Source organism: Bradyrhizobium macuxiense (genome assembly GCF_001542415.1).
Taxonomy (GTDB): Bacteria; Pseudomonadota; Alphaproteobacteria; order Rhizobiales; family Xanthobacteraceae; genus Bradyrhizobium; species Bradyrhizobium macuxiense.
The window spans coordinates 139,905-163,217 of sequence record NZ_LNCU01000088.1 but is presented as its reverse complement, the minus strand read 5'-3'; the positions used below and the strand labels follow the sequence as shown (position 1 = coordinate 163,217).

The window sequence follows — 23,313 nt, the reverse complement described above, 5'->3', positions numbered from 1 at the left end:
ATCCCCTCTGAGCTCCGCCGTCAGGGCGCGGCTGCGACAAGGACAGGCGGGCGGACCGCCGGAGGGAGCAGGCGATGGATTTTGGCAGGATTTCACGAAGGCATTTGTTGCAGGGAAGCGCGGCGCTGGCATTGAGCAGCACATTCGGCATTCGCGGCGCAGCCGCAGCCGAGACCACGGTCGGCTTCATCTATGTCGGGTCGCGCGACGACTACGGCTACAACCAGGCGCACGCGCAAGGCGCGGCAGCGGTGAAGAAGCTGCCCGGCATCAAGGTGGTCGAGGAAGAGAAGGTGCCGGAGACCGATGCGGTCGAGAAGACCATCGAGTCCATGATCAATCTCGACGGCGCCACGCTGCTGTTTCCGACCTCGTTCGGCTACTACAATCCGCACGTCGTCAAGATGGCGAGCAAGTTTCCGAAACTGCATTTCGAGCATTGCGGCGGCCTATGGACCGACAAGGACCCGAAGAACGCCGGCAGCTATTTCGGCTACATCGACGAGGCGCAATACATCTCCGGCATCGTCGCCGGTTACTCGACCAAGAGCGGCAAGCTCGGCTTCGTGGCGGCGAAACCGATCCCGCAGGTGCTGCGCAACATCAACGCCTTCACGCTCGGCGCCAAGCTCGCCAACCCGAAGGCCACCACGCAGGTGATCTTCACCGGCGACTGGTCGATGCCGGTCAAGGAAGCCGAGGCCACCAACAGCCTGATCGACCAGGGCATCGACGTACTGACCTGCCACGTCGACGGTCCGAAGACGATGGTCGAGAACGCCGCGCGCCGCGGCGCGATGGTCTGCGGCTATCACGTCAACCAGTCGCCGCTGGCGCCGAAGGCCTATCTCACCGGTGCCGAGTGGAATTGGGAGGCGCTCTATCCGAAGTTCGTCAAGATGATCACCGCCGGTGAAGCGATCCCGAACTTCTATCGCGGCGGCCTGAAGGAAGAGATCGTCAAGGTCTCGCCCTATGGCGAGATGGTCTCGGCGGAAGCGCGCAAGCATGCCGACGAGGTCAAGGCCAAGTTCATGGCCGACGGCTATACCATCTTCAAGGGCCCGATCGTCGACAACAAGGGCAAGACCGTGATCGCCGGTGGCACCGACCGCGGCCAGCAGGATCCCGAACTCGAGAGGATGGACTATCTCGTCGACGGCGTGATCGGAGCGACCGCGTGACGACTGATGCGGTGGAATCGGTCGATGCGGCCGGAGTTGTTCCGGCCGCCGATGTCGGATTCCTCCAGCGCTACGGCGCGACCATCGAATACATCCTGATCCCGGGCGCGGCGCTGGTCGGCGCGCTCGCGGTGTTCGGCGCCTTCATCGCGATTTACGGCAAGAACCCGCTCGATCTCTATTTCTACATGTACTACGGCGCATTCGGCACCTGGTTCTCCTGGCAGAACACGCTGACCCGCGCCGCACCATTGATCCTGACCGCGCTGTGCACGGCGCTGCCCGCGCAGCTCGGCATGGTAATCATCGGTGGCGAAGGCGCGCTGCTGATCGGTGCGCTCACGGCAACATCGGCCGCGCTGGCGCTGCAGGGCGCGGCACCGATCGTCGTGCAGGTCGCGATGGTGATCGCGGGCGTGATCGGCGGTGGCCTCTGGATCACGCTGTCGGGCGCCTTGCGGCAATATCGCGGGGTCAACGAGACGATCTCGAGCCTGCTGCTGGTCTACATCGCGCTTGCGATCCTCAACCATCTGGTCGAGGGGCCGATGCGCGACCCCGCGAGCCTCAACAAGCCGTCGACCCGCGAGATCGGCGCCGCCAACATGATCGGCAGCATTCCCGGCACCGAGGTGCATTGGGGTTTGGTGTTCGGGCTCGTCGCCGCTGTTGCCGCCTACGTGCTGATCTATCACACCACCTTCGGCTTCGCCGCGCGCGTTGCCGGCGGCAATATCCGCGCCGCCAAGATCGTGGGCCTCAGTGTCAGCAAGCTGATCCTGACGGTCTGCTTCCTCGCCGGCGGCTGCGCCGGGCTTGCCGGCATGATCGAGGTTGCCGCCGTGCAGGGCCGCACCAACGCCAATCTCGCCGCCGGCTACGGCTTCACCGGCATCCTCGTCGCGTTCCTCGCACGCCAGAATCCGCTTGCGATCATTCCGGTGGCGATCCTGCTCGGCGGCATCAGTGCGTCCGGCGGTCTGTTGCAGCGGCGGCTTGGCCTGCCCGACGCCTCGGTGCTGGTGCTGCAAGGCATCATCTTCGTGTTCGTGCTCGCGAGCGACGCCCTCTACGGGCGCATCGGCTTCCTGAAGGGGAAATCCTGACATGGCGGATGCCTCGATCGGACTCTGGACCGTTCCGCTCGCCGTGTTCGGTGGCGCCATCCGCGTCTCGACGCCGTTTTTGTTCGTCAGCCTTGGCGAATGCATCACCGAGCGGAGCGGCCGGATCAATCTCGGCCTCGAGGGGACGCTGGTGATGGGCGCGATGAGCGCATATGGCATCTCCTATCTCTCGGGCTCGCCGTGGCTCGGCGTGCTCGCCGCCGGCGTCACCGGCGCAATGTTCGGCGCGCTGCACGCGGGCATATGCTCGCTGCCGCGGGTCAACGACATCGCGGTCGGCATCGCGCTGATGCTGCTCGGCACCGGCCTTGCGTTCTTCCTCGGCAAGCCGTTGATCGAACCCACCGCCGCCCGGCTGCCGGCGATCGACTTCGGCTGGTGGAGCGACGTGCCGCAGCTGCGCGCGGCGCTGCGCATCAACGTGCTGTTCCTGATCGGCGTCGCGATCGCGCCACTGCTCTATTGGGCCTTCAGGACCACGCGCTGGGGCCTGTTGATCCGCACCGCCGGCGAAAGCGCGGACGCGGCGCGCGCGATGGGCCATTCGGTGCTCCTGATCCGGCTGCGCGCCACCATGGTCGGCGGCTTCCTCGCCGGTATCGGCGGCTCGTTCCTGTCACTGTTCTATCCCGGCAGCTGGAACGAGGGTCTTTCGTCGGGACAGGGCATCACCGCGGTCGCGCTCGTCATCTTCGCGCGCTGGGACCCGATGCTGTGCCTGTGGACCTCGCTCGCCTTCGGCGGCGCCGCAGCGCTCGGGCCGGCGCTGCAATCGGTCGGCATCACCTCCGGCTATCACCTTTTCAACGCCGCGCCCTACATCCTGACGCTGGCGATCATGATCATCACCTGCTCGCCGAAACGCACGGTGACCGGCGCGCCGGCCGAATTGTCCATCACCCGATAGCCGAGACCGTCCCATGCCCGAGCGCTACGTGAAGTCCGAGCCCTACGCCTGGCCATACAATGGCGACCTGCGTCCGCAGAACACCGCGCTCATCATCATCGACATGCAGACCGATTTCTGCGGCGTCGGGGGCTATGTCGACAAGATGGGCTACGATCTGTCGCTGACCCGCGCCCCGATCGAGCCGATCAAGAAGCTGCTCGCTGTGATGCGCGCGCAGGGCTTTCACATCATCCATACCCGCGAAGGCCACCGGCCCGACCTCACCGACCTGCCCGCCAACAAGCGCTGGCGCTCGCGGCAGATCGGCGCGGGCATCGGCGATCCCGGCCCGTGCGGCCGCATCCTGGTCCGCGGCGAGCCCGGCTGGGAGATCATCCCCGATCTGGCGCCGCTGCCGGGCGAGCCTGTTATCGACAAGCCGGGCAAGGGCTCGTTCTGCGCCACCGACCTCGAATTGATGCTGCGGCTGCGCGGCATCGAGAACATCGTGCTGACCGGCATCACCACCGACGTCTGCGTCCACACCACGATGCGCGAGGCCAACGACCGCGGCTTCGAATGCGTGCTGATCGAGGATTGCTGCGGCGCGACCGACAAGAGCAATCACGATCACGCGCTGAAGATGATCAAGATGCAGGGCGGCGTGTTCGGCGCGGTGGCGAAATCCGCCGATCTGATCGGGACGCTGTCGTGATCATCGGCGAGCCGCCTGCCCCCTCCGGCGCGTTCGGCGTCAACGCCATCGCCATGACGATGCGGTTCAGCGATTTCCTCGCGCTCGACAATGTCGAATTGAAGGTGCGGCCCGGCTCGTTCCACGCGCTGCTCGGCGAGAACGGCGCGGGCAAGAGCACGCTCGTGAAATGCATCATGGGCTATTACCGCGCGACCGAAGGCGACATCATCGTCGGCGGGCGCCAGCAGAGCATCGCCAACCCGAAGGATGCCCACGCGCTCGGCCTCGGCATGGTCTATCAGCACTTCACGCTGGTGCCGGCGATGACGGTCGCCGAGAACCTGGTGCTGGCGCGCGACGACGTCCCGATCGTGGTCGACTGGCGCAAGGAAAAGAAGGCGCTGGAAGCGTTCCTCTCACGGATGCCCTTCAAGGTACCGCTCGACGCCAAGGTCTCCGATATCTCCGCGGGCGAGCGCCAGAAATGCGAGATCCTCAAGCAGCTCTATCTGAAGCGCCGCTTCCTGATCCTGGACGAACCGACCTCGGTGCTGACGCCGGGCGAGGCCGACGAGGTGCTCGGCATGCTGCGTGCGATGGTGGTCGCGGGTGAATTGACCATCCTGATGATCACACACAAGTTCCGCGAGGTGATGGCCTTTGCCGACGAGGTGACGATCCTGCGCCGCGGCAAGCTGGCCGGTGCCGGCAAGGTCGCCGACCTCACGCCCGACGAGATGGCGCGCACCATGATCGGCGCCGAGCAACTGACCGTGCAGCCGCCGCGCACCGGAGAAGCCGGAGCCGCCCGGCTCGAGCTCGACAAGCTCACCGCGCTTGATGATGCGGGCGCCATTGCCGTGCACGGCGTATCGCTGACGGTGAAGAGCGGCGAGATCGTCGGCATCGCCGGCGTATCCGGCAACGGTCAGCGTCAGCTCGTCGAGGTGCTGGCCGGCCAGCGCGAGGCCGAGAGCGGCGCGATCCGGGTGCAGGGCGAGACCTATGCGGCGACCCGCGAGGAGATGCGCCGCCACCGGATGTCGCTGCTGCCGGAGGAGCCGCTGAAGAACGCCTGCGTCGGCGGCATGAGCGTCGCCGACAACATCGCGTTTCGCGAGTTCGACCGCGCGCCGTTTGCGCGTGGCGGCTGGTGGCTGAACCGCGCGGCGTTCCGGAAAGGCGCCGAGCGCAAGATCGGACGCTACAAGATCAAGACCCGCACGCCGGAGACGCCGATCGCGGCGCTGTCAGGTGGTAACGTGCAGCGCGCGGTGCTGGCGCGCGAGCTCGGTGGCGACGTCGAGGTGCTGATCGCCGCCAATCCCTGCTTCGGGCTCGACTTTGCCGCGGTGGCGCAGATCCATGCCGAGATCATGGCCGCGCGCAACCGCGGTGCGGCGGTACTCTTGGTCAGCGAGGACCTCGACGAACTGCTGGAGCTGTCGGATCGGCTGGTCGTGATGTTCCACGGCGCGTTCGTCCACGAGGCCCGCGCCAGCGAAGCCGACCTCACCGAGATCGGCCGGCACATGGCGGGGCACTGAGGCAAGTCGCTGACTAATTGCGTGACGGCGCCGCCGCACGCCCCCGTGCTGGCGCACCGCGCAGGAACGCCCTGCCGAAATCATCAACGGCAGGCGCCAGGATCGCCCGATCGCGCGGCAGAGCCTGCGGCATCTCGTCCCGAATGAACGCAAGCAGCTTCTCGCGAATCTCGCAACGCAGATCCCAGGATTGCGGCGCATTGCGCGCGCTGACCAACGCACGCAGCTCGATGGTGCGCGGATGGGTGTCGATCACCTGCAAATTGACGACCGCACCATCCCAAAGCCTTGAGTCCTTCGCCACCTGCTCCAGCTTTTTCCGGATCGCCGGCACGTCGGCGCTATAGTCGACATGCAGCGCGATCGCGCCAATCAGCGACTGCGCGTCGCGCGTCCAGTTCTGGAACGGACGTTCGATGAAGTAGGACAAGGGCACCACCATGCGTCGCCAGTCCCACAAGCGGATCACGACATAGGTCGAGGCGATGTCCTCGACCCAGCCCCATTCATTCTCGATGATCACGGCATCCTCGATCCGGATCGGCTGCGTGATGGCGATCTGCAGGCCGGCGATCAGGTTGCTGAGCAAGGGCCTCGCCGCAAGACCGACGATCAAGCCGGCCGCGCCGGCAGACGCGAACAGGCTGACGCCATATTGCCTGACCGAGTCGAACGTCATCAGCGCGGTGGAGACCGCGATGATGATGATCAAGGTATCCGTAACCCGCTTGAAGACGCGAACCTGGGTCACGTGCTTGCGTGCCAGGAAATTCTCCGCGACATCGAGCCGGAATTTATCCAGATATCTCACCGAGGCCATGTCGACGGCGCGGATCGATATCCACCCGACCAAGGCGATGACAGAGACGCCGAAGAAATGACCGAGCGCCTGGCGCAGCAAATCGTCGAGCGGCGCCAGCGGTAGCACCAGCGCGACGGCGGCAAGACACAGCGCCAGCCGCGTCGGACCGGATGTCCGGTCAAGCAGCATCGGAGCGACGGAGTTCTTCGGTCCAACCATGCGGTGGACGATGCGCTGGGCGATGGAATGAACGACGAGGGCCACGGCAACGGCAGCCGTGATCAGAGCGAGACCGAACACCCAATCTGGAACCCAACGAAACGTGTGTTCCAACCTGGTCAGGATGTCCCGGACATCTTGCATGAACCCGCCTGCTCCCGCATTGCAGGCAACTAACGCGCGGAATCCGGGATCGCTTCTGATATCAGTGCAACGCAGCAATCCATGCGGTGCAACTCGGGTGCACGGGATTCTGCGCCAAAACGACGGCGCGGAACCTGGCTAGCCGATTTCGAACGCCTGTCCGGCGAGATGCTTCAGATTGGCGTGCCAATGCTCGGCGATCGCAAGCCTCGTCGGCACCCAGACCCGCTCGTGCTTCTGGACGTAGTCGAGGAAGCGCATCAGCGCGGCGGCGCGGCCGGGACGGCCGACCACCCGGCAATGCAGGCCGATCGACATCATCGCAGGTCGGGTCGCGCCCTCGGCATAGAGCACGTCGAAACTGTCTTTCAGGTAGGTGTAGAATCCGTCGCCGCCGCCGAAGCCTTGCGCATTGACGAAGCGCATGTCGTTGGCATCGAGCGTGTAGGGGATCACCAGATGCGGCTCGGTGCCGGCGGCCTTGATCCAGTACGGCAGATCGTCGGCGTAGGAATCGCAGAGATAGCGCAGGCCGCCCGTCTCCATCAGCAGCCGGAGCGTATTGATCGAGGAGCGGCCGGTGTACCAGCCGAGCGGGCGCGCGCCGGTTGCTTCGGTGTGGACGGCAATGGCGCGATTGATCTCCTCGCGCTCCTCGGCTTCCGACATGTCCTTGTGCTCGACCCAGCGCAGGCTGTGGCTGGCAATATCCCAGCCTGCCTCCTGCATCGCGGCGACAACGTCCGGATTGCGCTTGAGCGCCATTGCGACGCCGAACACGGTGGTCGGCATCTTGCGCTCGGTGAACATCCGCCACAGCCGCCAGAAGCCGGCGCGTGAGCCATATTCGAACATCGACTCGATGTTGGCATGGCGCTGACCGACCCAGGGGTGGGCGCCCAGCACGTCCGAGAGGAACGCCTCCGAAGCGGAATCGCCGTGCAGGATGTTGTTCTCGCCGCCCTCCTCGAAATTGACCACGAACTGGACCGCAATCCGCGCGTCATCCGGCCAATTCGGATCGGGTGGATTGCGGCCGTAGCCGCGGAGATCGCGCGGATAACGGGGCTCGCTCACATCAGACTTCCTCGAAGCGGATCTTCTGCGCGCCCTTCCACAGCACCGTCTTGCCGAAGATGGTGAGGTTCTCAAGCCCCGAGGTCAGGGTGATGAAGTGGTTGCCGGCGAGCTGGCCCATCTTGCTGGCGAAATGCACGCCGCCATAGGCAAGCAGGATCTCGGTCTCGCTGATGCCGCCGGGATAGAGGATGATCTGGCCCGGCGCCGGGTAGCTGGTGTGGTTCTCGTAGGACACGCCGAAATCGAGATCGCCGAGCGGCATCCAGACGCCCTCGCCGCTCCAGCGCACATGGATCGCCTGGCTCTCGAACGGCATCGCCTTACGGAAGGCGGCGACCGTTTTCGGTGCAAGCTGCTCCTCGAAACGGGCGTCAAAGGTGAACTCGCCGGCGCGGACAATCAGTTTGCTCATCGATCTCTCGTGGGTGGCTTTTGGAAGGAGTGACACCGCCAGCATTGCCGCCGGCCCGCGCCGGAAGCAAGGCCGATTCCGGCCGCAAAAACCGGTTTTTCGACGCGGGACACGCCGGCAACGCAGATTTGAGCAGGGTCGCATTGCATCCCGCGACGCCGTTTGCGAACCTGACAGGGACACACGAGGGAGGTGCCCCGATGGCAACGGACAGCCTGCACGGACATGTGGCGCTCGTAACCGGAGGGTCGCGCGGGATCGGCGCGGCCATTGTCAGGATGCTGGCGGAAGCCGGCACCGCGGTCGCGATCAACTATCGCGAGCGAGCCGCCGAAGCAGAGACGCTGGCGAAAGGCATCACCGCTGCGGGCGGCCGGGCGGTCGCAATCGCCGCCGACGTCTCGGAAGCCGCCGCGGTCGCCGACATGGTGGAGCGCGCGACATCGGGACTCGGCCCGATCGACATCCTCGTCAACAATGCCGGGATCGCGATCGTCAAGGGCGTCGACGATCTCACGGAAGAGGACTTCGACCGCACCATCACGGTCAATCTCAAATCGGTCTTCCTGTGCACGCAGGCCGTGCTGCCGATGATGCGAACCAAGCAGTGGGGCCGCATCGTCAACATCTCCTCTGGCGCCGCGCGCGGTGGAGGTTCGATCGGGCCGCACTACAACGCGTCCAAGGCCGGCATCGAAGGCTTGACCCGCGGCTATGCCGCACGGCTCGTCAAGGAAGGCATCACCGTGAACGCCGTTGCGCCGTCGTTGATCGAGACCGACATGATGAGAGGGCAGACCGGGCTGGTTAGCCGCATCCCCATAGGACGTTTCGGCACGTCCGAGGAAGTCGCTCAAGCCGTGATGCTGCTGGTCAACAATCCCTACATGACCGGCCAGACCATCGCGATGAGCGGCGGCATGGCGTTCAACTAAGACGTATTACGTCATAGACGTACCCTCATCCTGAGGAGACCGCGAAGCGGGCGTCTCGAAGGATGTAGGCCACAGATGGGGCCTCATGGTTCGAGACGCGCGTTCCGCGCTCCTCACCATGAGGGTTACGAGGTGTGTGACGCAGCAGGACTAGCGTACGTCTCCTTGCCGTCTTGACCATACCGCCGGTTTGCCCTACGCGTTGCGGCATGAAGCATTCGATCCTCATCGCCAATTTCTGGTGGCGCGCCTTCTGACAAGGCGGGCCGAACGCGTTCATGCATTTTCGGGGCCGCCGCATCGGGCGGCCTTTTCATGTCATCCAGCTCGCAATGCGGCGTCCCCATTCCAACCGAATGGAGATACGATGACCAAACCGATCATTCTCACCGGTGACCGCACCACCGGGCCGCTTCATCTGGGCCACTATGTCGGCTCGCTGAAAAGCCGTCTCGCGTTTCAGGACACGCACCGGCAGTTCCTGCTGCTCGCGGATATGCAGGCCCTCACCGACAATGCCCACGACGTCGGCAAGGTCCGCGACAATGTCATCGAGGTCGCACTGGACTATCTTGCCGTCGGCATCGATCCGGAACGAACGTCGATCTGCCTGCAATCGCAGCTTCCCGCGCTTGCGGAGCTGTCGATGCTCTATCTCAACCTCGTCACGGTCGCTCGGCTCGAGCGCAACCCCACCATCAAGGATGAAATCCGCGCGCGCGGTTTCGGACGCGACATCCCGGCCGGCTTCCTTTGCCATCCCGCATCGCAGGCTGCTGATATCACCGCCTTCCGCGCAACGGTCGTGCCGGTCGGCGAGGACCAGGCTCCCCTGATCGAGCAGACCAACGAGATCGTTCGCCGCGTCAATGCGCTGGCCGGACGCGAGCTGTTGCAGGAGGCGCAGGCGATCATCCCGCGTGCGGGGCGGCTGCCGGGCGTCGATGGACGCTCGAAGATGAGCAAGTCCGCCGGCAACGCCATTCCGCTCTCGGCCTCGCCCGATGACATTTCCGCTGCCGTGCGCGCGATGTTCACCGATCCCGACCATCTGCGTGTCAGCGACCCCGGCAAGGTCGAAGGCAATGTCGTCTTCACCTATCTCGACGCGTTTGACGACGATCGCAATGCGGTCGAGGATTTGAAGGCGCGCTATCGGCGCGGCGGTCTCGGCGATTCAAGCGTCAAGCGGCGCCTGGAGAACATTCTCCAGGAGTTGATCGCGCCGATCCGGGCACGGCGCACCGAGCTGGCCACCGATCGCGACCTCGTTGTCGATATCATCAGACGCGGAACCCTGAAGGCACGGGACACCACGGAACGCACCAAATGCTACGTCATGGAAGGGCTCGGCTTGTTCCAGCTGTGACGCTGCAAGGCTGTCATCAAACCGTGCGGGAACCGTGCTTGCCTGCGATCGTTGACTGTCAGGCGAAACCGCATCTGGAGCTTTGCCGTGATCGATCCGAAAGCGCTTCTTGAACGAGCCTCGCAGCTCGCAGACCAGGCCAAGGGCGAGAAGGACCAGGGCATCCGCAAACGGCTGCTGCGCATGGCTGACCATTACCGGGATCTAGCCGCGCATGAAGCATGGGCACGTGAGAATCCGCCATCAGTCAGCGGGATCACGAGCGTGCTCGATCCACGCGCGCATTGAGCCGTAGCGACGCGCCGCTTTTCACGACGAGAGCCCTGCGAGCGCTATCGCGGCGACAAAGACACCAAGCGGCACCAGGTGCGAAAAATCGCGGTGACGTAGAACGGTCAGAACCGCAACCGCTATGATGGCCGCCCCAAGCGTCAGGCCGGCAATCCGACTGACGGGAAGCGCAATCAGAACGGCGCTCACCATTTCCAGTCCGCCGGTCACGCGGCCCCACCAGCGCGGATAACCCCACCGAACGAAATCGCTTTGCGTCGCGGGCGTGCCGATCGCGTTTATGAGGCCTGCGCCGAAGAAGCCGGCAACCAGCAGCCAGACCGAAAGAGCATGGACCATCTCAGCGCCCCCCAATCATCATGGGAACGGCCGTCAAGACCATGATCACCGCCGTAAGGCCGTGCATGGCGAAGGCGCTTCTGGTGGAGCCTTTCGCCGCAAGAATGAGCAGCATGTCGCCGACGGGGATGATGGCTTCTACAAGCAGGATGATGCCGATCCCCAGAGGAATGCCCCAGGCCATGAACGCCAACACCGCCAATCCCGATGCAATGTCGCGCACCCCCTTGAGGCGAAGCCACCAAGCGATGTTGACGCCATCTTCGGGAAGCGGCAGGCCGAAGCTGCGTGTCGCGGTCAGCGGGCTCGCAACATACAGGGTGCCGATCGCGATGATCGCGAGGGCCAGGAGCAGTGCCAGTCCGAGCGTAAGCCAATGCATCGCCGTGTCCCGTTAGTTAAACAAGATAATCTAGCGCCGCTAGATCATTGTATAGCATTGCTAGATTGTCAAGCATCGGTATGCTATTGAGATATTTGGGCCTTCCAGATCCGGGAGATCGAAGATTGGGAACCGCCGAGCGGAAAGGAAGGCAACGTGCCGAGCGCGAGCATCGCATTGTCGCGGCAGCGCGCGTGATCGCAGAGCGCGAAGGATGGGATGCCGTTACAATCCGCCGTCTGGCCGACGAGATCGAATATAGCCAGCCCGTCCTCTACTCACATTTCGAGAATCGGGATGCGATTGTTGCGGCAGTTGCAGTCGAGGGTTTTCAGGAACTCACAACAGCTCTTCGCGAAGCGGCAAGTGGATCGACCGGACGAAACGCCCTCAAGAATGTCGCCGTGGCCTATCTCACCTTTGCGCTCAGTCGCCCTGCGCTCTACGAGGCCATGTTCATACTCCCGACCAGCCTGCGGTTCGCCTCGGCCGAGACCAGGCCTGAACTACACGCTGGTTTCGAAGCCATTGCTGCAGCGGTCAAGCCGTTCTGTGCCGATGTCGAGGCCGCGACCGAGACTTTTTGGGCGGCCCTTCATGGGCTCGCTGCACTCGAACGGTCAGGCCGGATCAGGCCCAGCGCGCGTGACGAACGCATCGCACTTGTTGTTCGGGCGCTCGTCGTTTCCCGAAGCACGCCGAACCGTCGCTCGTCCTGATAAGCGGCCTTCGGCCTCCGTGGATAAAGCCAAGGCTCAACTGACGCGGATGCGATAGCTCAGCGACTGCCGCGCGCCCGGCGCGATGTGCATCAAGCCGGGCTTGTCGGCAAATTCGCCGTCGAACTCCACCGGACTTGCAAATCCGTGCCACGGCTCGATGCAGAGGAACGGCGCACCGCCCGGCTTCGACCAGACGCCGAGCTCACGAAAACCGCTCCAGGACAGTTCGATCGCCGGACCTTGGCCCGCGGCGAAGCGAACGGATGTGCTCGCGACCTGATCGAGGATCATGGCGTCGTCATCGAACAGCTGCTCCGACAGTGCAAGCGTCCTGCCTGCGACCGGGCTGGGCTCTGTTTGCGGCCGCATCAACCCGCCCTTCAGCCGCCGGATCGGCGCCGGCTCATCCTGTTCGAAGGTCAGCGCATAAGCATCCTTCGGCAATCCCGGCAGCAGCGGCCAGTTGAAGGCGGGATGACCGCCGAGCGAGGCCGGCAACGTTACCTCGCCGGTGTTGATGACGTCGAAGCCGACCGTGAGATCGGCGCGGTCGACCGTGTAGGTGACCTCGAGCCTGAAGGCGAAGGGATAGCGCGCGCGGGTCTCGGCGTCGTCGGTGAGCGAGAGCTTGCAGGATCGCGGCCCCTGCTCCACCCACGCGAAGCGCCGGTCACGCGCAAAGCCGTGCTGCGTCATCGGATAGGACTTGCCGTCGTGACGCAGCGTATCGTTCTTCAGCCGGCCGACGATCGGGAACAGCACGGGCGCATGCCGTGGCCATTGCGGGCCGGCCTGCCATAACAGCTCGGCGCCTTCGATATTCTGGAGCGACGACAGTTCCGCGCCCTGCGCCAGAATGGTCGCGGCGATCCCCTCGCCACGCAGCGTGTGACTGTCGCTCATGCCTCGCCTCGCCGGACTGCAGTGTGCTGCGAAACGAGATGTTCGATCATGGCGGCGGCGTCAACCCCGATGACGCTCGCCGACACGGTTTTGATGATCAGGCCTATCCCGTGATCCTGGAGAAATCCGGCGGGCGGCGCTCGGCAAAGGCAGCGAAGGCCTCGCGCGCTTCGGCGCTCATCAACCGCTCCTGGAAGATCTCGCTCTCGCGCGCCATCTGCGCAGATATCGCAGCGGTGTCGCGCATCAGGGCCTTGGTGTGCACGAGCGAGCCGAGCGGCCGCTTGGCGAGCGCTTCGGCCGCTGCCCGCGCCCTGGCGCGGAGATCGTCGAGCGGGACGACTGCGTTGGCCAGGCCGATAGAGACCGCAGCCTCCGCCTCGACGGGCTCGCCGAGCGCGAACATCGCGTAGGCGCGCGCATAGCCGATGCGCTGCGGCAGGAGATGGGTCGAGGCTGCCTCGGGAACCAGCGCGAGGTTGACGAATGGCGTGATCAGCCTGGCGTTCGGCGCGAGGTAGACGAGGTCGCAATGCAACAGCATGGTGGTGCCGATGCCGACCGCATTGCCCTGCACGGCGGCAACCAGCGGCCGCCTCGCAGCCGCGAGGCTTGCGAGAAAGCGCGACACGTGGCGCTCGACGCGCGCGCCTTGCGAGACCGCAGCGAAATCAGCGAGATCGTTGCCGGCGGTGAAGCTGTCGCCGTCGCCCTGCAGCAGCACGACGCGGATCGCGGAATCGCTTTCCGCACGCTCCAGCGCATCGGCCATCGCGCCATACATCGCATTCGTAATCGCATTCTTCTTGTCCGGACGCGCCATCGTCACGGTAAGGACGCCTGCGTCCAGGGCTACGTCGACCAGTTCACTCATGTCTCACTCCTGTTGCCTCTAGAGTCTTGTCTTGACGCGTTTTCTTCACGCGAACCGGTGCCGACTTCGCTCGAAAACGCTCTAGGCGTCTTTGTCTTTCGGGAATTTCTCTTGCAGGCTGGTCAGCCAGCGCGACACCACGTCGATCTCGGCTTCCGAAAATCCGTCCATCAGGCGGTTGTTGATCACCCTGGTCCGCGTCGCGGCACGCTTGCCGAGCTCCTGTCCCGCCGCGGTCAGATAGAGCCGCTGGCTGCGGCCATCCTCACCGTCGCGCCGGCGCTTCACGAGGCCCGCACGTTCCATCCGATCGGCAAGCCCGGTCATCGCCGACGGCACGATGTCGACCGCCTGCGAGACGTCGCCGATCAGCGCGCCGCCATTGCGCCCGAGATAGAACAGCACACCCGCCTGGGCCGACGTCAGATCGTGCGCGGCCGTCTCCTGCTCGATGGCGCGCTGCAGCCGTCGATAGGCCACGGTCAAAAGAAAGATCAGCCGGTGCTCTGCTCTCATGCTGATCCGTATATATTTCGCACACGAAATACTCAACTATTTCGCGCACGAAATATCCAGCCTCACGGAATCGTGCGTGCAAAAATCGGCGGACCGTCGCCGAACGACGGGCATGCGCTCGCGCAGCAAGGCCGCCTGCGCAACGACCTCCCGTCGCAGTTGTGCGCACGCCACATTTTTTCGCTATGCAGCATGGTTGAAGCGGGGCTTTTCAGAAAACCCTTGATCGAAATCGATCAACCCGGAAAGCTTCGGGTTCAGGATGCCGCCGGTAGCGTTTCGCGGCTCCGACTGCGGCGCGAGAGAATTCATGACGTCATCGGCAAGTCCGGCCAAAGGGCGCGTTGCCCATCCGAAGCGTCCGCGTCACCTCAGCCAGGCCATGCGTTGTGAGACCGCGTTTCGCCTGATCCTGTCCGAATGTCTCGAGGAAGTCGCCACCAATCACGAGGCCGTCCGTGCCGGCGATACCACCGCGCTGCATCGCACCCGGATCGCGTTGACGCGGCTGAAGACCGCGATCAGGTTTTACGGACGGATGGTGGGGGACACCGAATGGGCACGACTGAAATCCGAGCTGAAATGGCTGAGCGGGTATCTCGGCGCAACCCGCGATCTCGACGTCGCGATCGAGAACAGCAAGGGGCTGCCCGAGGAGCGCATGTTCAGGGCTGCACGCGTCGAGGCGTTCGAGCAGCTCACCGACGCGCTCCAAAGCCAACGCTATCAACAATGGTTCGAGGGCATGTGGGACTGGGTCGGCAGCGGTCCGTGGACCACGAGACAGGATCGCAGCGCCGCGAAACGGCGGGCGGTGCCGGTCTCGGTCTTCCACGCCCGCCAGCTGACGCAATGGCACAAGAAGCTCACCCGCAAGAGCCGCGGCCTGCAGGGCATGGGCAAAAACAAGCGGCATCGGGTGCGGCTGGCCAGCAAGCGGCTGCGCTACGCCATCGAATTCTCGGAAGGCGGATTGCCCGCGGACGACTTCGCACCGTGGCGGGATATCCTGAAGCAATTGCGCAAGGGGCAGCAAGTCCTCGGCGAACTGAACGACGCGGAGGTGCGCCGCACACTCGTCGAAAGTGTCGATACATTGGAGCGGCGAAGCGAAACAGCCGCACACAAGAAACTGGACGAACGGAAGAAGAAGGGCCGGCTCTTGCGCCGGGCTGCGGCGATCTATCGAAAAATCTCCAGCTGAGCGCGTCCGCGCGACGCCATCGGCCCGCCACAGGTAAACGGCTGTCGCTGTTCAGGCGGTGATGTCTGAGATATCATTTATTGCACTTGTAACATCACTACTTGGTGTGTATGAATGACATTCGAATCGACCCTCTCAATCGACGGCCAGACCGATGATCACTGCGGCGCAGCTGCGAGCTGCGAGAGCCCTGCTTGGCATCGACCAACGGCAACTTGCCGAACTATCCGGGCTTTCGGTGCCGACCATACAGCGCATGGAGGCGAGCGAGGGCACCATCCGGGGCAACGTCGACTCGCTCGTTAAACTGATCGACGCACTCGGCGCCGCCGGTGTCGAGGTCATCAACGAGGGAGCCGTCAGTAGCGGCGGCGGCCGCGGCGTACGACTGAAGACCGGATCGAATACGCCGAAGGTGCCGATGTGATACCGGGGGTCGATCAGCAGGTCTGGTGTGTGGCCGCTCTGCTGGGAACGACCCTTCTCGCGATCGCAGCGAACAGATCGAACAAATCGACAACCGTCGTCTACGGCGCAACGCTTGTGATCTCGTTGATCGCGTTCGCCCGCGCCCTGTCCTTCCTCGTCGCCCACGCCGAAGCGACGGAAATGGTGCTGCCGATCGGCCTGCCCTGGCTCGGATCACATTTCCGCCTCGACGCGCTCGCCGCATTCTTTCTTGCGGTGGTCAATCTCGGCGGTGCTGCGGCAAGTCTTTACGGCCTTGGCTATGGCAGCCACGAATCCGCGCCGCACCGCGTCCTTCCCTTCTTCCCAGCCTTCCTGGCCGGAATGAATCTCGTCGTGCTTGCGGATGACGCGTTCACCTTTCTGCTGTGCTGGGAGTTCATGTCGCTCGCATCATGGGCGCTTGTCATGGCGCACCATCGCGAAGCGGACAATGCGCGAGCGGGCTACGTCTATCTTGTGATGGCAAGCTTCGGAACGCTGGCCCTGTTGCTCGCCTTCGGTCTGCTGTCGGGGGCCGGCGTCGGCTACGGATTTGCCGCCATACGCAGCGCCCCGCATGCGCCCTCAGAAGCCGCGCTGGTGCTTGCGCTGATGTTGCTCGGCGCCGGATCGAAGGCCGGCCTGGTGCCATTGCATGTCTGGCTGCCGCTCGCCCACCCTGCAGCTCCGAGCCATGTCTCGGCGCTGATGAGCGGCGTCATGACGAAGGTCGCGATCTACGGATTCATCCGGGTCGTGTTTGATCTGCTCGGCCCGCCAGGCTGGTCGGCAGGAATCGTCGTGCTGGTGCTCGGCGGCGCGACCGCTGTCATGGGAATCCTCTATGCGCTGATGGAAAACGACATCAAGCGCCTCCTTGCCTACAGCACGATCGAGAACGTCGGCGTCATCTTTGCGAGCCTCGGCCTTGCGCTCGCCTTTCAGGCGAACGGCCTTGGCCTGGCGGCAGCCCTCGCCTTCACGGCGGCGCTATTCCATGTCCTCAACCATTCGTTCTTCAAGAGCCTGCTGTTCTTCGGAGCCGGTGCCGTGCTGACGTCAACCGGCGAGCGCGACATGGAGAAACTGGGTGGCCTGATCCACCGCATGCCGCTCACGAGCTTCGCCTTTCTCGTCGGATGCGTCGCGATCTCGGCGCTTCCGCCGTTCAACGGGTTCGTGTCGGAGTGGCTCGTTTTCCAGGCGGTGCTGCGGAGCCCGGATCTGCCGCAATGGGGGCTGAAGATCATGGTGCCCGCCGTCGGCGCATTGCTGGCGCTGGCAGCGGCGCTCGCAGCGGCATGTTTCGTCAAGGCCTTCGGCGTCACATTTCTCGGCCGCGCGCGAAGCCCCGTCGCTGCAGCTGCCGGTGAGGTCGATCGTTGCTCGCTGGCGGCGATGTACGGCCTCGCTGCGCTCTGCTTCCTGGCCGGAATTCTGCCCGGCCTGGTCATCGACGGCCTTGCGCCCGTCGCGCAGGCCATCATTGGCCACCGCATGCCGGTCCAGGCCAACGATCCCTGGCTCTCGATCGTTCCGATCGCAGAGAGCCGCAGCTCCTACAACGGATTGCTCGTCTTCGTTTTCATAACGGCCGCGGCGTCGCTTGCAGTCTATTTCATCCACCGCTTTGCGTCGCGCGCGATCAGGCGCGGCCCCGCCTGGGGCTGTGGCTTTGCTGATCCGACGCCGGCGGCGCAGTATTCCGGCGCAAGTTTCGCACAGCCGATACGCCGCGTCTTCGGCACGCTGATCTTCCAGGCCCGCGAGCATGTCGACATGCCGTCGCCGGGCGATCCGCGGCCGGCTCGCCTCACGGTCGATATGCACGATCTGGTCTGGGAACGGCTGTACACGCCCTTGACCAAAGCGGTGTGGTTTTTCGCCGATCGGCTGAACCAGCTCCAGTTCCTGACCATCCGCCGCTATCTCAGCCTCGTCTTTGCAACCCTCGTCACGCTGCTGCTGGTGCTCGCGATATGGTCGTGATCTCGGACATGCTCGTGCAGTTGGGGCAGATGACGCTGGTGCTGCTGCTGGCGCCGCTGCTGACCGGCGTCGTGCGCAAGATCAAGGCCCGCCTGCTGCGCCGGAAAGGACCATCGGTCTTCCAACCCTACCGTGACCTGCTGCGACTGCTGCGCAAGGAGGTCGTGCTCGCCGAGAACGCCTCCTGGCTGTTCCGGGTCACGCCCTACGTGACCTTTGCAGCTATCTGGGTCGCGGCGGCACTGGTCCCGACATTCGCGACCGGCCTGCAGTTCAGCTGGAGCGCCGACCTGATCGCCATCGTCGCCCTGCTCGGAAGCGCGCGCTTCTTCCTTGCACTTGCCGGCATGGATGTCGGCACCAGCTTCGGCGGCATCGGCTCCAGCCGCGAGGTGATGATTGCCGCTCTCGCCGAGCCGGCGATGATGCTGATGGTATTCTGCGTGGCGCTGATTGCCGGCTCGACCCAGCTGTCGACTGTCGCAACCTTCATGGCGTCGTCGCAGGTGGGCCTGCGCGTCTCGCTCGGAATGGCGATGATCGCGCTCATCATGGTGGCGCTCGCCGAGAATGCCCGCATCCCGGTCGACAATCCGGCGACGCACCTGGAGCTCACCATGGTGCATGAGGCGATGATCCTGGAGTATTCCGGGCGTCATCTCGCCATGATCGAGTTCGGCGCCTTTCTCAAGCTCCTGCTCTACATCTCGCTGATCATCTGCGTGTTCTTCCCGTGGCAGATCACGATCGTCGGCGCCGCCCCGCTGTCCTACGTCGTGAGCGTCGGCGCCTATCTCTTCAAGCTTGCTCTGGCGGGGTTTCTGCTCGCCCTGTTCGAGACCGCGACGGCAAAGATGCGGGTCTTCCGCGTTCCCGAGTTCCTCGGCGCGGCGCTCATGCTCGGTCTGCTCGGTACGCTTCTTCGCTTCGTGTCAGAGAGCTTCTGATGCCCAATCTCGCTTTTGACATCGCCCATCTGCTCGCCGGCGGCCTCGTCCTGATAAGCTTCATGATGCTGTACCAGGACCGCTTGTACGCGTTGCTCAACATCTTCGCGCTTCATGCATTGGTGCTCGCGCTTTCGGTCGCCTGGCAGGCGTACGTCCAGAACGCACCGCATCTCTATGTGACCGCGGTCATCGCGCTGGTCTTCAAGGCCATCATCATCCCGGTGGCGCTGCACCGGATCATCAAGCAGCTCGGCATTCATCGCGACATCGAGACTGCCGTGGGCATCGGGCCCACCATGCTGGCGGGGATGGGGCTCGTCGCCCTCTCCATGGTGCTGATGCTGCGGGTGACAGGTGCTGCCGATCCCCTGGCTCGAGAAGACCTCGCCTTCGCGCTGTCGGTTGTGCTGCTGGGATTGCTGGTCATGGTGACGCGACGCAACGCGGTCAGCCAGGTCGTCGGCTTCATGTCGCTGGAGAACGGTTTGGTGCTCGCCGCGACGGGCGCCAAGGGCATGCCGCTCGTCGTGGAAATCAGCGTGGCGTTTTCGATCCTCATCGCTTTCATCGTGATCGGCGTATTCCTGTTCCGCATTCGGGAACGGTTCGACACCGTCGACATCGGCGCTCTCGACGAATTCAGAGGAGAGCGGCGATGACCGCGGCGTCGGATGCGGTTGCCTGGGTGCTTTTGATACCGATCTGCGCCGCAGCGGTCCTTGCGGCGCTGCCCGGTTACCGGCTGACCGCCGCGCTCAACGTCGTTGCAAGCCTCGGCACCTTCCTCGCCGCGCTTTCGCTGTTCATCATCGCACGACCGCAACCGGGCCAGTACCTGCTGGTGGACGACCTCAACATCGTCTTCATCGTGCTCAACACCTTCGTCGGATTCACTACGAGCGTGTTCAGCGCGAGCTACATCGCCCACGAAATCGAGACCGGACGACTGACGCCGGGCTATCTGCGTTTCTATCATGCCATGTATCAGGTCATGATGTTCGGCATGAATCTCGCGTTCGTGTCGAACAATATCGGCCTGATGTGGGTTGCAGTCGAGATTGCCACGCTCACCACCGTCCTGATGGTCGGCATCTACCGGACGCACGCCGCGCTCGAGGCGGCCTGGAAGTATTTCATTCTCGGCAGCGTCGGCATCGCGCTTGCGCTGTTCGGCACGATCTTGGTCTACATGGCCGCGCGGCCGGTGGTCGGCGAGGGTCAGGACGCCATGGTCTGGACCGTCTTGATCGGGCGCGCCGCGACGTTCGACCCGGCATTGCTCAACGTCGCCTTCATCTTCCTGCTGTTCGGCTATGGCACCAAGGTCGGCCTGGCGCCGCTGCACGCCTGGCTTCCGGACGCACATGCCGAAGGCCCGACCCCGATCTCCGCCGTACTGTCCGGCTTGCTGCTGAACGTTGCGCTCTACGCCGTGCTCCGCTTCAAGATCCTGCTGGCCGCCAATCCGGAGGCGATATCGCCGGGCCCGCTGATGGTGACGATGGGACTGACCTCGCTCCTGTTCGCGGCCTTCATGCTGTACCGCCGTCGCGATATCAAACGGCTGTTTGCCTATTCCTCGATCGAGCACATGGGCATCATCGTGTTTGCGTTCGGGATGGGTGGTCCGCTCGCCAACTTCGCCGGCCTGCTGCACATGGTGATGCACAGCCTCACCAAGTCGGGGATCTTCTACGCCGTCGGCCACATTGCACAGGTGAAGGGCACGCAACAGATCGCCAACATCCGCGGCCTGACCGAAACGCATCCGGCGCTCGGCTGGGGTCTTGCGGTCGGCGTGGTCGCGATAGCCGGTCTGCCGCCACTCGGCATCTTCATGAGCGAGTTTCTCATCGTCAGCTCCACCTTCGCGCGCCAGCCGCTGCTCGCCGTCCTGCTTGTTTTCGGCCTGCTGCTCGCTTTCGGGGCGCTCATGCTGCGCCTGACGAACGTCGCCTTCGGCGAGCCGCGCGGCAGCACCGCCCCGGCGGACGCATCCTACATGCCGATGTTCGCGCATTTCGCGCTTGTCCTGACCGCGGGCATCTACCTTCCGGGACCGCTCGTCGTTTGGTTCCAGCACGTCGCCAACGTTCTGGGTTAGCGCGAAGGAGAACGGGATATGCCGGCGTTGATCGATTTGATGCAGGCGGGCCGCAGAGTGGAACGGCACTATCCATGGCCACGCGCGATCGTGGACGGCGAAGTCTGGCGCTCTGCCGCCAGCGCCTGCGCGAACGGCGGCATGAGTTTGCTTGGGTTGTGGGGCGAACCGTCGCGCGTGCACATGGCCATTCTCGATGACCGCACCTCCGATATCGGCGTGATCAGCCTGGATTGCCCCGATCGCCGCTACCCGTCGGTCGCGGCCTATCATCGTCCGGCGCTTCGACTGGAGCGCACCATCCACGACCTGTTCGGACTGGAGGCTGTGGGAACGCCGGATAGCCGGCGCTGGCTCGATCACGGACGCTGGCAAACACGCTTCCCGCTCGGCGAACGTCTCAACGCTTCGCCCGATGCTTCGCCTTATCCGTTCCTTCCGGCCGAGGGTGATGGCTTGCATCAGGTTGCGGTCGGTCCCGTGCATGCCGGCATCATCGAGCCCGGGCACTTCCGCTTCACCGCGAGCGGAGAGACCGTGGTGCGCCTGGAGGAGCGGCTCGGCTACACGCACAAGGGCGTCGAAGCACTGATGGCGGCGAGCACCATTGAGCAAGCCGCGCGTCTCGCCGGCCGGGTATGCGGCGACAGCACGGTCGCCTATGCGCTGGCATTCTCGCAAGCCGTCGAAGCCGCGCTGCAGATCACGGCGCCACGCCGCGCGCTCTGGCTGCGCGCGCTGATGGCTGAGCTCGAGCGCCTGGCCAATCATCTCGGCGACATCGGGGCAATCTGCAATGATGCGTCGTTTGCGCTGATGCACGCGCATTGCGGCGTGCTGCGCGAGCGCGTGCTGCGCGCCGCTGAAGCTGCGTTCGGCCACCGCCTGATGCGGGACGTTGTTGTCCCCGGCGGCCTGGCGCGCGATATCGCGAGCGACGGACCCGCGACGATCCGCGCCGCGCTCGGCGAGATCCGCCGGCATTTTCCGGCGTTGGTCGATCTCTATGACAACACCGCGTCGCTCCAGGACCGCACCGTCGGTTCCGGCAGCCTCAATCCCGCCCTCGCCCGGCAATTTGCCGCCGGCGGTTACGTCGGGCGCGCGAGCGGCCGCAATCATGATGCACGCCGCGCACCCGGTTATCACCCCTACGACGTGCTGCGCTTCGACATCCCCGTCCTGAACGAGGGCGACGTCAATGCCCGCGTCTGGATTCGGATCCGCGAGGTCGAGCAAAGCCTCTCACTCGTCGATCAGATCATCGCCGGACTCGAGGCCGGTCCGATCAGTGTGCCACTGCAAAATGGATCCGCGCCTTCCGAAGGCATGGCGATCGTCGAGGGTTTCCGGGGTGATATCCTGGCATGGCTGCGGCTGAGCGGCGACCGGATCGAGCGATGCCACCTGCGCGATCCGTCGTGGTTTCAATGGCCCCTGCTGGAGGCCGCGATCGAAGGCAACATCGTGGCGGATTTCCCCCTCTGCAACAAATCGTTCAACTGCTCCTACTCAGGGCAGGACCTCTGAGGACCGGACGAGATGCGTAAACTTCTGTTTCAGAGCCTGCTTCGCCAGCCCTTGACCGAACAGGCGCCGCGTCCCGACGACGCCGCGCTGGCAGAGCTCGCGGCGATGGTCGGCCACACCGCAAGACGCCGCCTCGGCCGCAGCCTCTCGATCCGGGAGGTTGACGCAGGCTCGTGCAACGGATGCGAGCTGGAAATTCACGCCCTGAACAATGCGTATTACGACGTCGAACGGTTCGGTATCCGGTTCGTTGCCTCGCCCCGTCATGCCGATGTCCTGCTCGTCACAGGTCCCGTTACGACAAACATGCGCGATGCGCTGGAGCGCACGTATAATGCGATGCCCAATCCCAAGTGGGTTGTCGCAGTCGGCGATTGCGCGAAGGACGGCGGATGCTTTGCCGGCAGCTACGCGGTGGTCGGCGGGGTCTCCGCAGTAGTACCGGTCGATCTCCACATTCCGGGCTGCCCTCCGTCTCCGATGGCTATTCTCCGTGGTCTTCTTGCCTTGCTCGTCGATGTGGAGTCAGGCATCGCGGCACGCTGAGTGAAGCGGCTGCGGCCCGTGATCACGCCGCACCGGCGAAGATCACTAAAGCGCGATGAGTTTTGGTTGGATCAGCGCGGCCTCGGTTCACCTCTCCCGTCGGTGAGA

At 64.3% G+C, this 23,313-nt stretch carries 26 protein-coding genes; 17 read left to right on the top strand and 9 right to left on the bottom strand.

What is annotated here, in order from left to right:
- The first annotated feature begins 74 nt into the window (after window positions 1–74).
- Genes AS156_RS26155 through AS156_RS26135 form a run of 5 tightly spaced genes read left to right on the top strand, consistent with a single transcriptional unit; the run spans window position 75 to window position 5,444 of the window.
- Complete coding sequence (locus AS156_RS26155) at window positions 75–1,184, top strand: BMP family ABC transporter substrate-binding protein (RefSeq protein WP_066510453.1); 1,110 nt, start codon at window positions 75–77, stop codon at window positions 1,182–1,184.
- Window positions 1,181–2,290 carry an ABC transporter permease gene (locus AS156_RS26150; protein ID WP_066510450.1) on the top strand — a complete coding sequence of 370 codons (1,110 nt, stop codon included), beginning with the start codon at window positions 1,181–1,183 and terminating at the stop codon, window positions 2,288–2,290. The genes AS156_RS26155 and AS156_RS26150 overlap by 4 nt, the downstream gene beginning before the upstream one ends.
- Window position 2,291: 1 nt before the next feature.
- Window positions 2,292–3,218: an ABC transporter permease gene (locus tag AS156_RS26145; RefSeq protein ID WP_066510447.1), complete on the top strand. Its 927-nt coding sequence runs from the start codon at window positions 2,292–2,294 to the stop codon at window positions 3,216–3,218.
- A gap of 13 nt (window positions 3,219–3,231) precedes the next feature.
- Window positions 3,232–3,915, top strand: coding sequence for a biuret amidohydrolase (biuH, locus tag AS156_RS26140; protein ID WP_066510445.1), 684 nt, complete (start codon window positions 3,232–3,234; stop codon window positions 3,913–3,915).
- Complete coding sequence (locus AS156_RS26135; protein ID WP_066510444.1) at window positions 3,912–5,444, top strand: ABC transporter ATP-binding protein; 1,533 nt, start codon at window positions 3,912–3,914, stop codon at window positions 5,442–5,444. Before biuH ends, AS156_RS26135 begins: the two co-directional genes overlap by 4 nt.
- 13 nt (window positions 5,445–5,457) lie before the next feature.
- Here AS156_RS26135 and AS156_RS26130 read toward each other — a convergent pair whose 3' ends face one another.
- The 3 genes from AS156_RS26130 to AS156_RS26120 form a co-directional block, all read right to left on the bottom strand.
- Complete coding sequence (locus AS156_RS26130; RefSeq protein ID WP_066510443.1) at window positions 5,458–6,609, bottom strand: mechanosensitive ion channel family protein; 1,152 nt, start codon at window positions 6,607–6,609, stop codon at window positions 5,458–5,460.
- Between the two features lie 138 nt (window positions 6,610–6,747).
- The gene (gene puuE, locus AS156_RS26125; RefSeq protein WP_066510439.1) at window positions 6,748–7,686 is read right to left on the bottom strand and encodes an allantoinase PuuE; all 939 of its coding nucleotides are present in this window, start codon (window positions 7,684–7,686) and stop codon (window positions 6,748–6,750) included.
- A 1-nt stretch (window position 7,687) separates the two neighbouring features.
- The gene (locus AS156_RS26120; RefSeq protein ID WP_066510629.1) at window positions 7,688–8,101 is read right to left on the bottom strand and encodes a DUF3830 family protein; all 414 of its coding nucleotides are present in this window, start codon (window positions 8,099–8,101) and stop codon (window positions 7,688–7,690) included.
- A 200-nt stretch (window positions 8,102–8,301) separates the two neighbouring features.
- On the opposite strand from AS156_RS26120, the gene AS156_RS26115 reads away from it, so the two are divergent.
- From AS156_RS26115 to AS156_RS26105, 3 genes are all read left to right on the top strand, one after another.
- Entirely contained in the window at window positions 8,302–9,036 is a 735-nt protein-coding gene (locus AS156_RS26115; RefSeq protein ID WP_066510628.1) for an SDR family NAD(P)-dependent oxidoreductase, read from the top strand.
- 367 nt (window positions 9,037–9,403) lie between these two features.
- Window positions 9,404–10,405, top strand: a complete 1,002-nt coding sequence (trpS, locus tag AS156_RS26110; protein WP_066510436.1) for a tryptophan--tRNA ligase — start codon at window positions 9,404–9,406, stop codon at window positions 10,403–10,405.
- An 87-nt stretch (window positions 10,406–10,492) separates the two neighbouring features.
- Window positions 10,493–10,693, top strand: a complete 201-nt coding sequence (locus tag AS156_RS26105; RefSeq protein ID WP_066510626.1) for a hypothetical protein — start codon at window positions 10,493–10,495, stop codon at window positions 10,691–10,693.
- Window positions 10,694–10,714: 21 nt separating this feature from the next.
- Here AS156_RS26105 and AS156_RS26100 read toward each other — a convergent pair whose 3' ends face one another.
- Both AS156_RS26100 and AS156_RS26095 read right to left on the bottom strand, forming a co-directional pair.
- Window positions 10,715–11,035: a DoxX family protein gene (locus AS156_RS26100; protein WP_066510435.1), complete on the bottom strand. Its 321-nt coding sequence runs from the start codon at window positions 11,033–11,035 to the stop codon at window positions 10,715–10,717.
- A gap of 1 nt (window position 11,036) precedes the next feature.
- On the bottom strand, window positions 11,037–11,417 hold the full coding sequence (locus AS156_RS26095; RefSeq protein WP_066510432.1) for a DUF4267 domain-containing protein: 381 nt from the start codon (window positions 11,415–11,417) through the stop codon (window positions 11,037–11,039).
- 125 nt (window positions 11,418–11,542) lie between these two features.
- Here AS156_RS26095 and AS156_RS26090 point away from each other — a divergent pair, with 125 nt between their 5' ends.
- Window positions 11,543–12,136, top strand: a complete 594-nt coding sequence (locus tag AS156_RS26090) for a TetR/AcrR family transcriptional regulator (RefSeq protein ID WP_066510427.1) — start codon at window positions 11,543–11,545, stop codon at window positions 12,134–12,136.
- A 36-nt stretch (window positions 12,137–12,172) separates the two neighbouring features.
- Here AS156_RS26090 and AS156_RS26085 read toward each other — a convergent pair whose 3' ends face one another.
- The 4 genes from AS156_RS26085 to AS156_RS45665 form a co-directional block, all read right to left on the bottom strand.
- Window positions 12,173–13,042, bottom strand: coding sequence for an aldose 1-epimerase family protein (locus AS156_RS26085; protein ID WP_066510425.1), 870 nt, complete (start codon window positions 13,040–13,042; stop codon window positions 12,173–12,175).
- 103 nt (window positions 13,043–13,145) lie between these two features.
- Window positions 13,146–13,916, bottom strand: a complete 771-nt coding sequence (locus tag AS156_RS26080; protein WP_066510419.1) for an enoyl-CoA hydratase-related protein — start codon at window positions 13,914–13,916, stop codon at window positions 13,146–13,148.
- 81 nt (window positions 13,917–13,997) lie between these two features.
- Entirely contained in the window at window positions 13,998–14,432 is a 435-nt protein-coding gene (locus AS156_RS26075) for a MarR family winged helix-turn-helix transcriptional regulator (RefSeq protein WP_066510418.1), read from the bottom strand.
- A gap of 183 nt (window positions 14,433–14,615) precedes the next feature.
- Window positions 14,616–14,744 carry a hypothetical protein gene (locus AS156_RS45665; RefSeq protein ID WP_283807941.1) on the bottom strand — a complete coding sequence of 43 codons (129 nt, stop codon included), beginning with the start codon at window positions 14,742–14,744 and terminating at the stop codon, window positions 14,616–14,618.
- Here AS156_RS45665 and AS156_RS26070 point away from each other — a divergent pair.
- From AS156_RS26070 to AS156_RS26035, 8 genes are all read left to right on the top strand, one after another.
- Window positions 14,743–15,636, top strand: coding sequence for a CHAD domain-containing protein (locus AS156_RS26070; RefSeq protein WP_245313069.1), 894 nt, complete (start codon window positions 14,743–14,745; stop codon window positions 15,634–15,636). The genes AS156_RS45665 and AS156_RS26070 overlap by 2 nt on opposite strands.
- Before the next feature lie 154 nt (window positions 15,637–15,790).
- Window positions 15,791–16,063, top strand: a complete 273-nt coding sequence (locus AS156_RS26065; protein ID WP_066510416.1) for a helix-turn-helix domain-containing protein — start codon at window positions 15,791–15,793, stop codon at window positions 16,061–16,063.
- Window positions 16,060–18,075 carry a hydrogenase 4 subunit B gene (gene hyfB, locus AS156_RS26060; RefSeq protein ID WP_066510412.1) on the top strand — a complete coding sequence of 672 codons (2,016 nt, stop codon included), beginning with the start codon at window positions 16,060–16,062 and terminating at the stop codon, window positions 18,073–18,075. The genes AS156_RS26065 and hyfB overlap by 4 nt, the downstream gene beginning before the upstream one ends.
- Window positions 18,066–19,022 (top strand): respiratory chain complex I subunit 1 family protein, encoded by a 957-nt coding sequence (locus tag AS156_RS26055; protein ID WP_066510410.1) that lies wholly within the window; start codon window positions 18,066–18,068, stop codon window positions 19,020–19,022. The genes hyfB and AS156_RS26055 overlap by 10 nt, the downstream gene beginning before the upstream one ends.
- Window positions 19,022–19,684 carry a hydrogenase-4 component E gene (locus AS156_RS26050; protein ID WP_066510406.1) on the top strand — a complete coding sequence of 221 codons (663 nt, stop codon included), beginning with the start codon at window positions 19,022–19,024 and terminating at the stop codon, window positions 19,682–19,684. Before AS156_RS26055 ends, AS156_RS26050 begins: the two co-directional genes overlap by 1 nt.
- The gene (locus AS156_RS26045) at window positions 19,681–21,129 is read left to right on the top strand and encodes a hydrogenase 4 subunit F (protein ID WP_066510405.1); all 1,449 of its coding nucleotides are present in this window, start codon (window positions 19,681–19,683) and stop codon (window positions 21,127–21,129) included. Before AS156_RS26050 ends, AS156_RS26045 begins: the two co-directional genes overlap by 4 nt.
- An 18-nt stretch (window positions 21,130–21,147) precedes the next feature.
- A complete protein-coding gene (locus AS156_RS26040; RefSeq protein WP_066510403.1) occupies window positions 21,148–22,659 on the top strand; it encodes a hydrogenase large subunit in 1,512 nt (503 codons plus the stop codon).
- Window positions 22,660–22,671: 12 nt separating this feature from the next.
- Window positions 22,672–23,205: an NADH-quinone oxidoreductase subunit B family protein gene (locus tag AS156_RS26035; protein WP_066510402.1), complete on the top strand. Its 534-nt coding sequence runs from the start codon at window positions 22,672–22,674 to the stop codon at window positions 23,203–23,205.
- The last annotated feature ends 108 nt before the right edge of the window (window positions 23,206–23,313 follow it).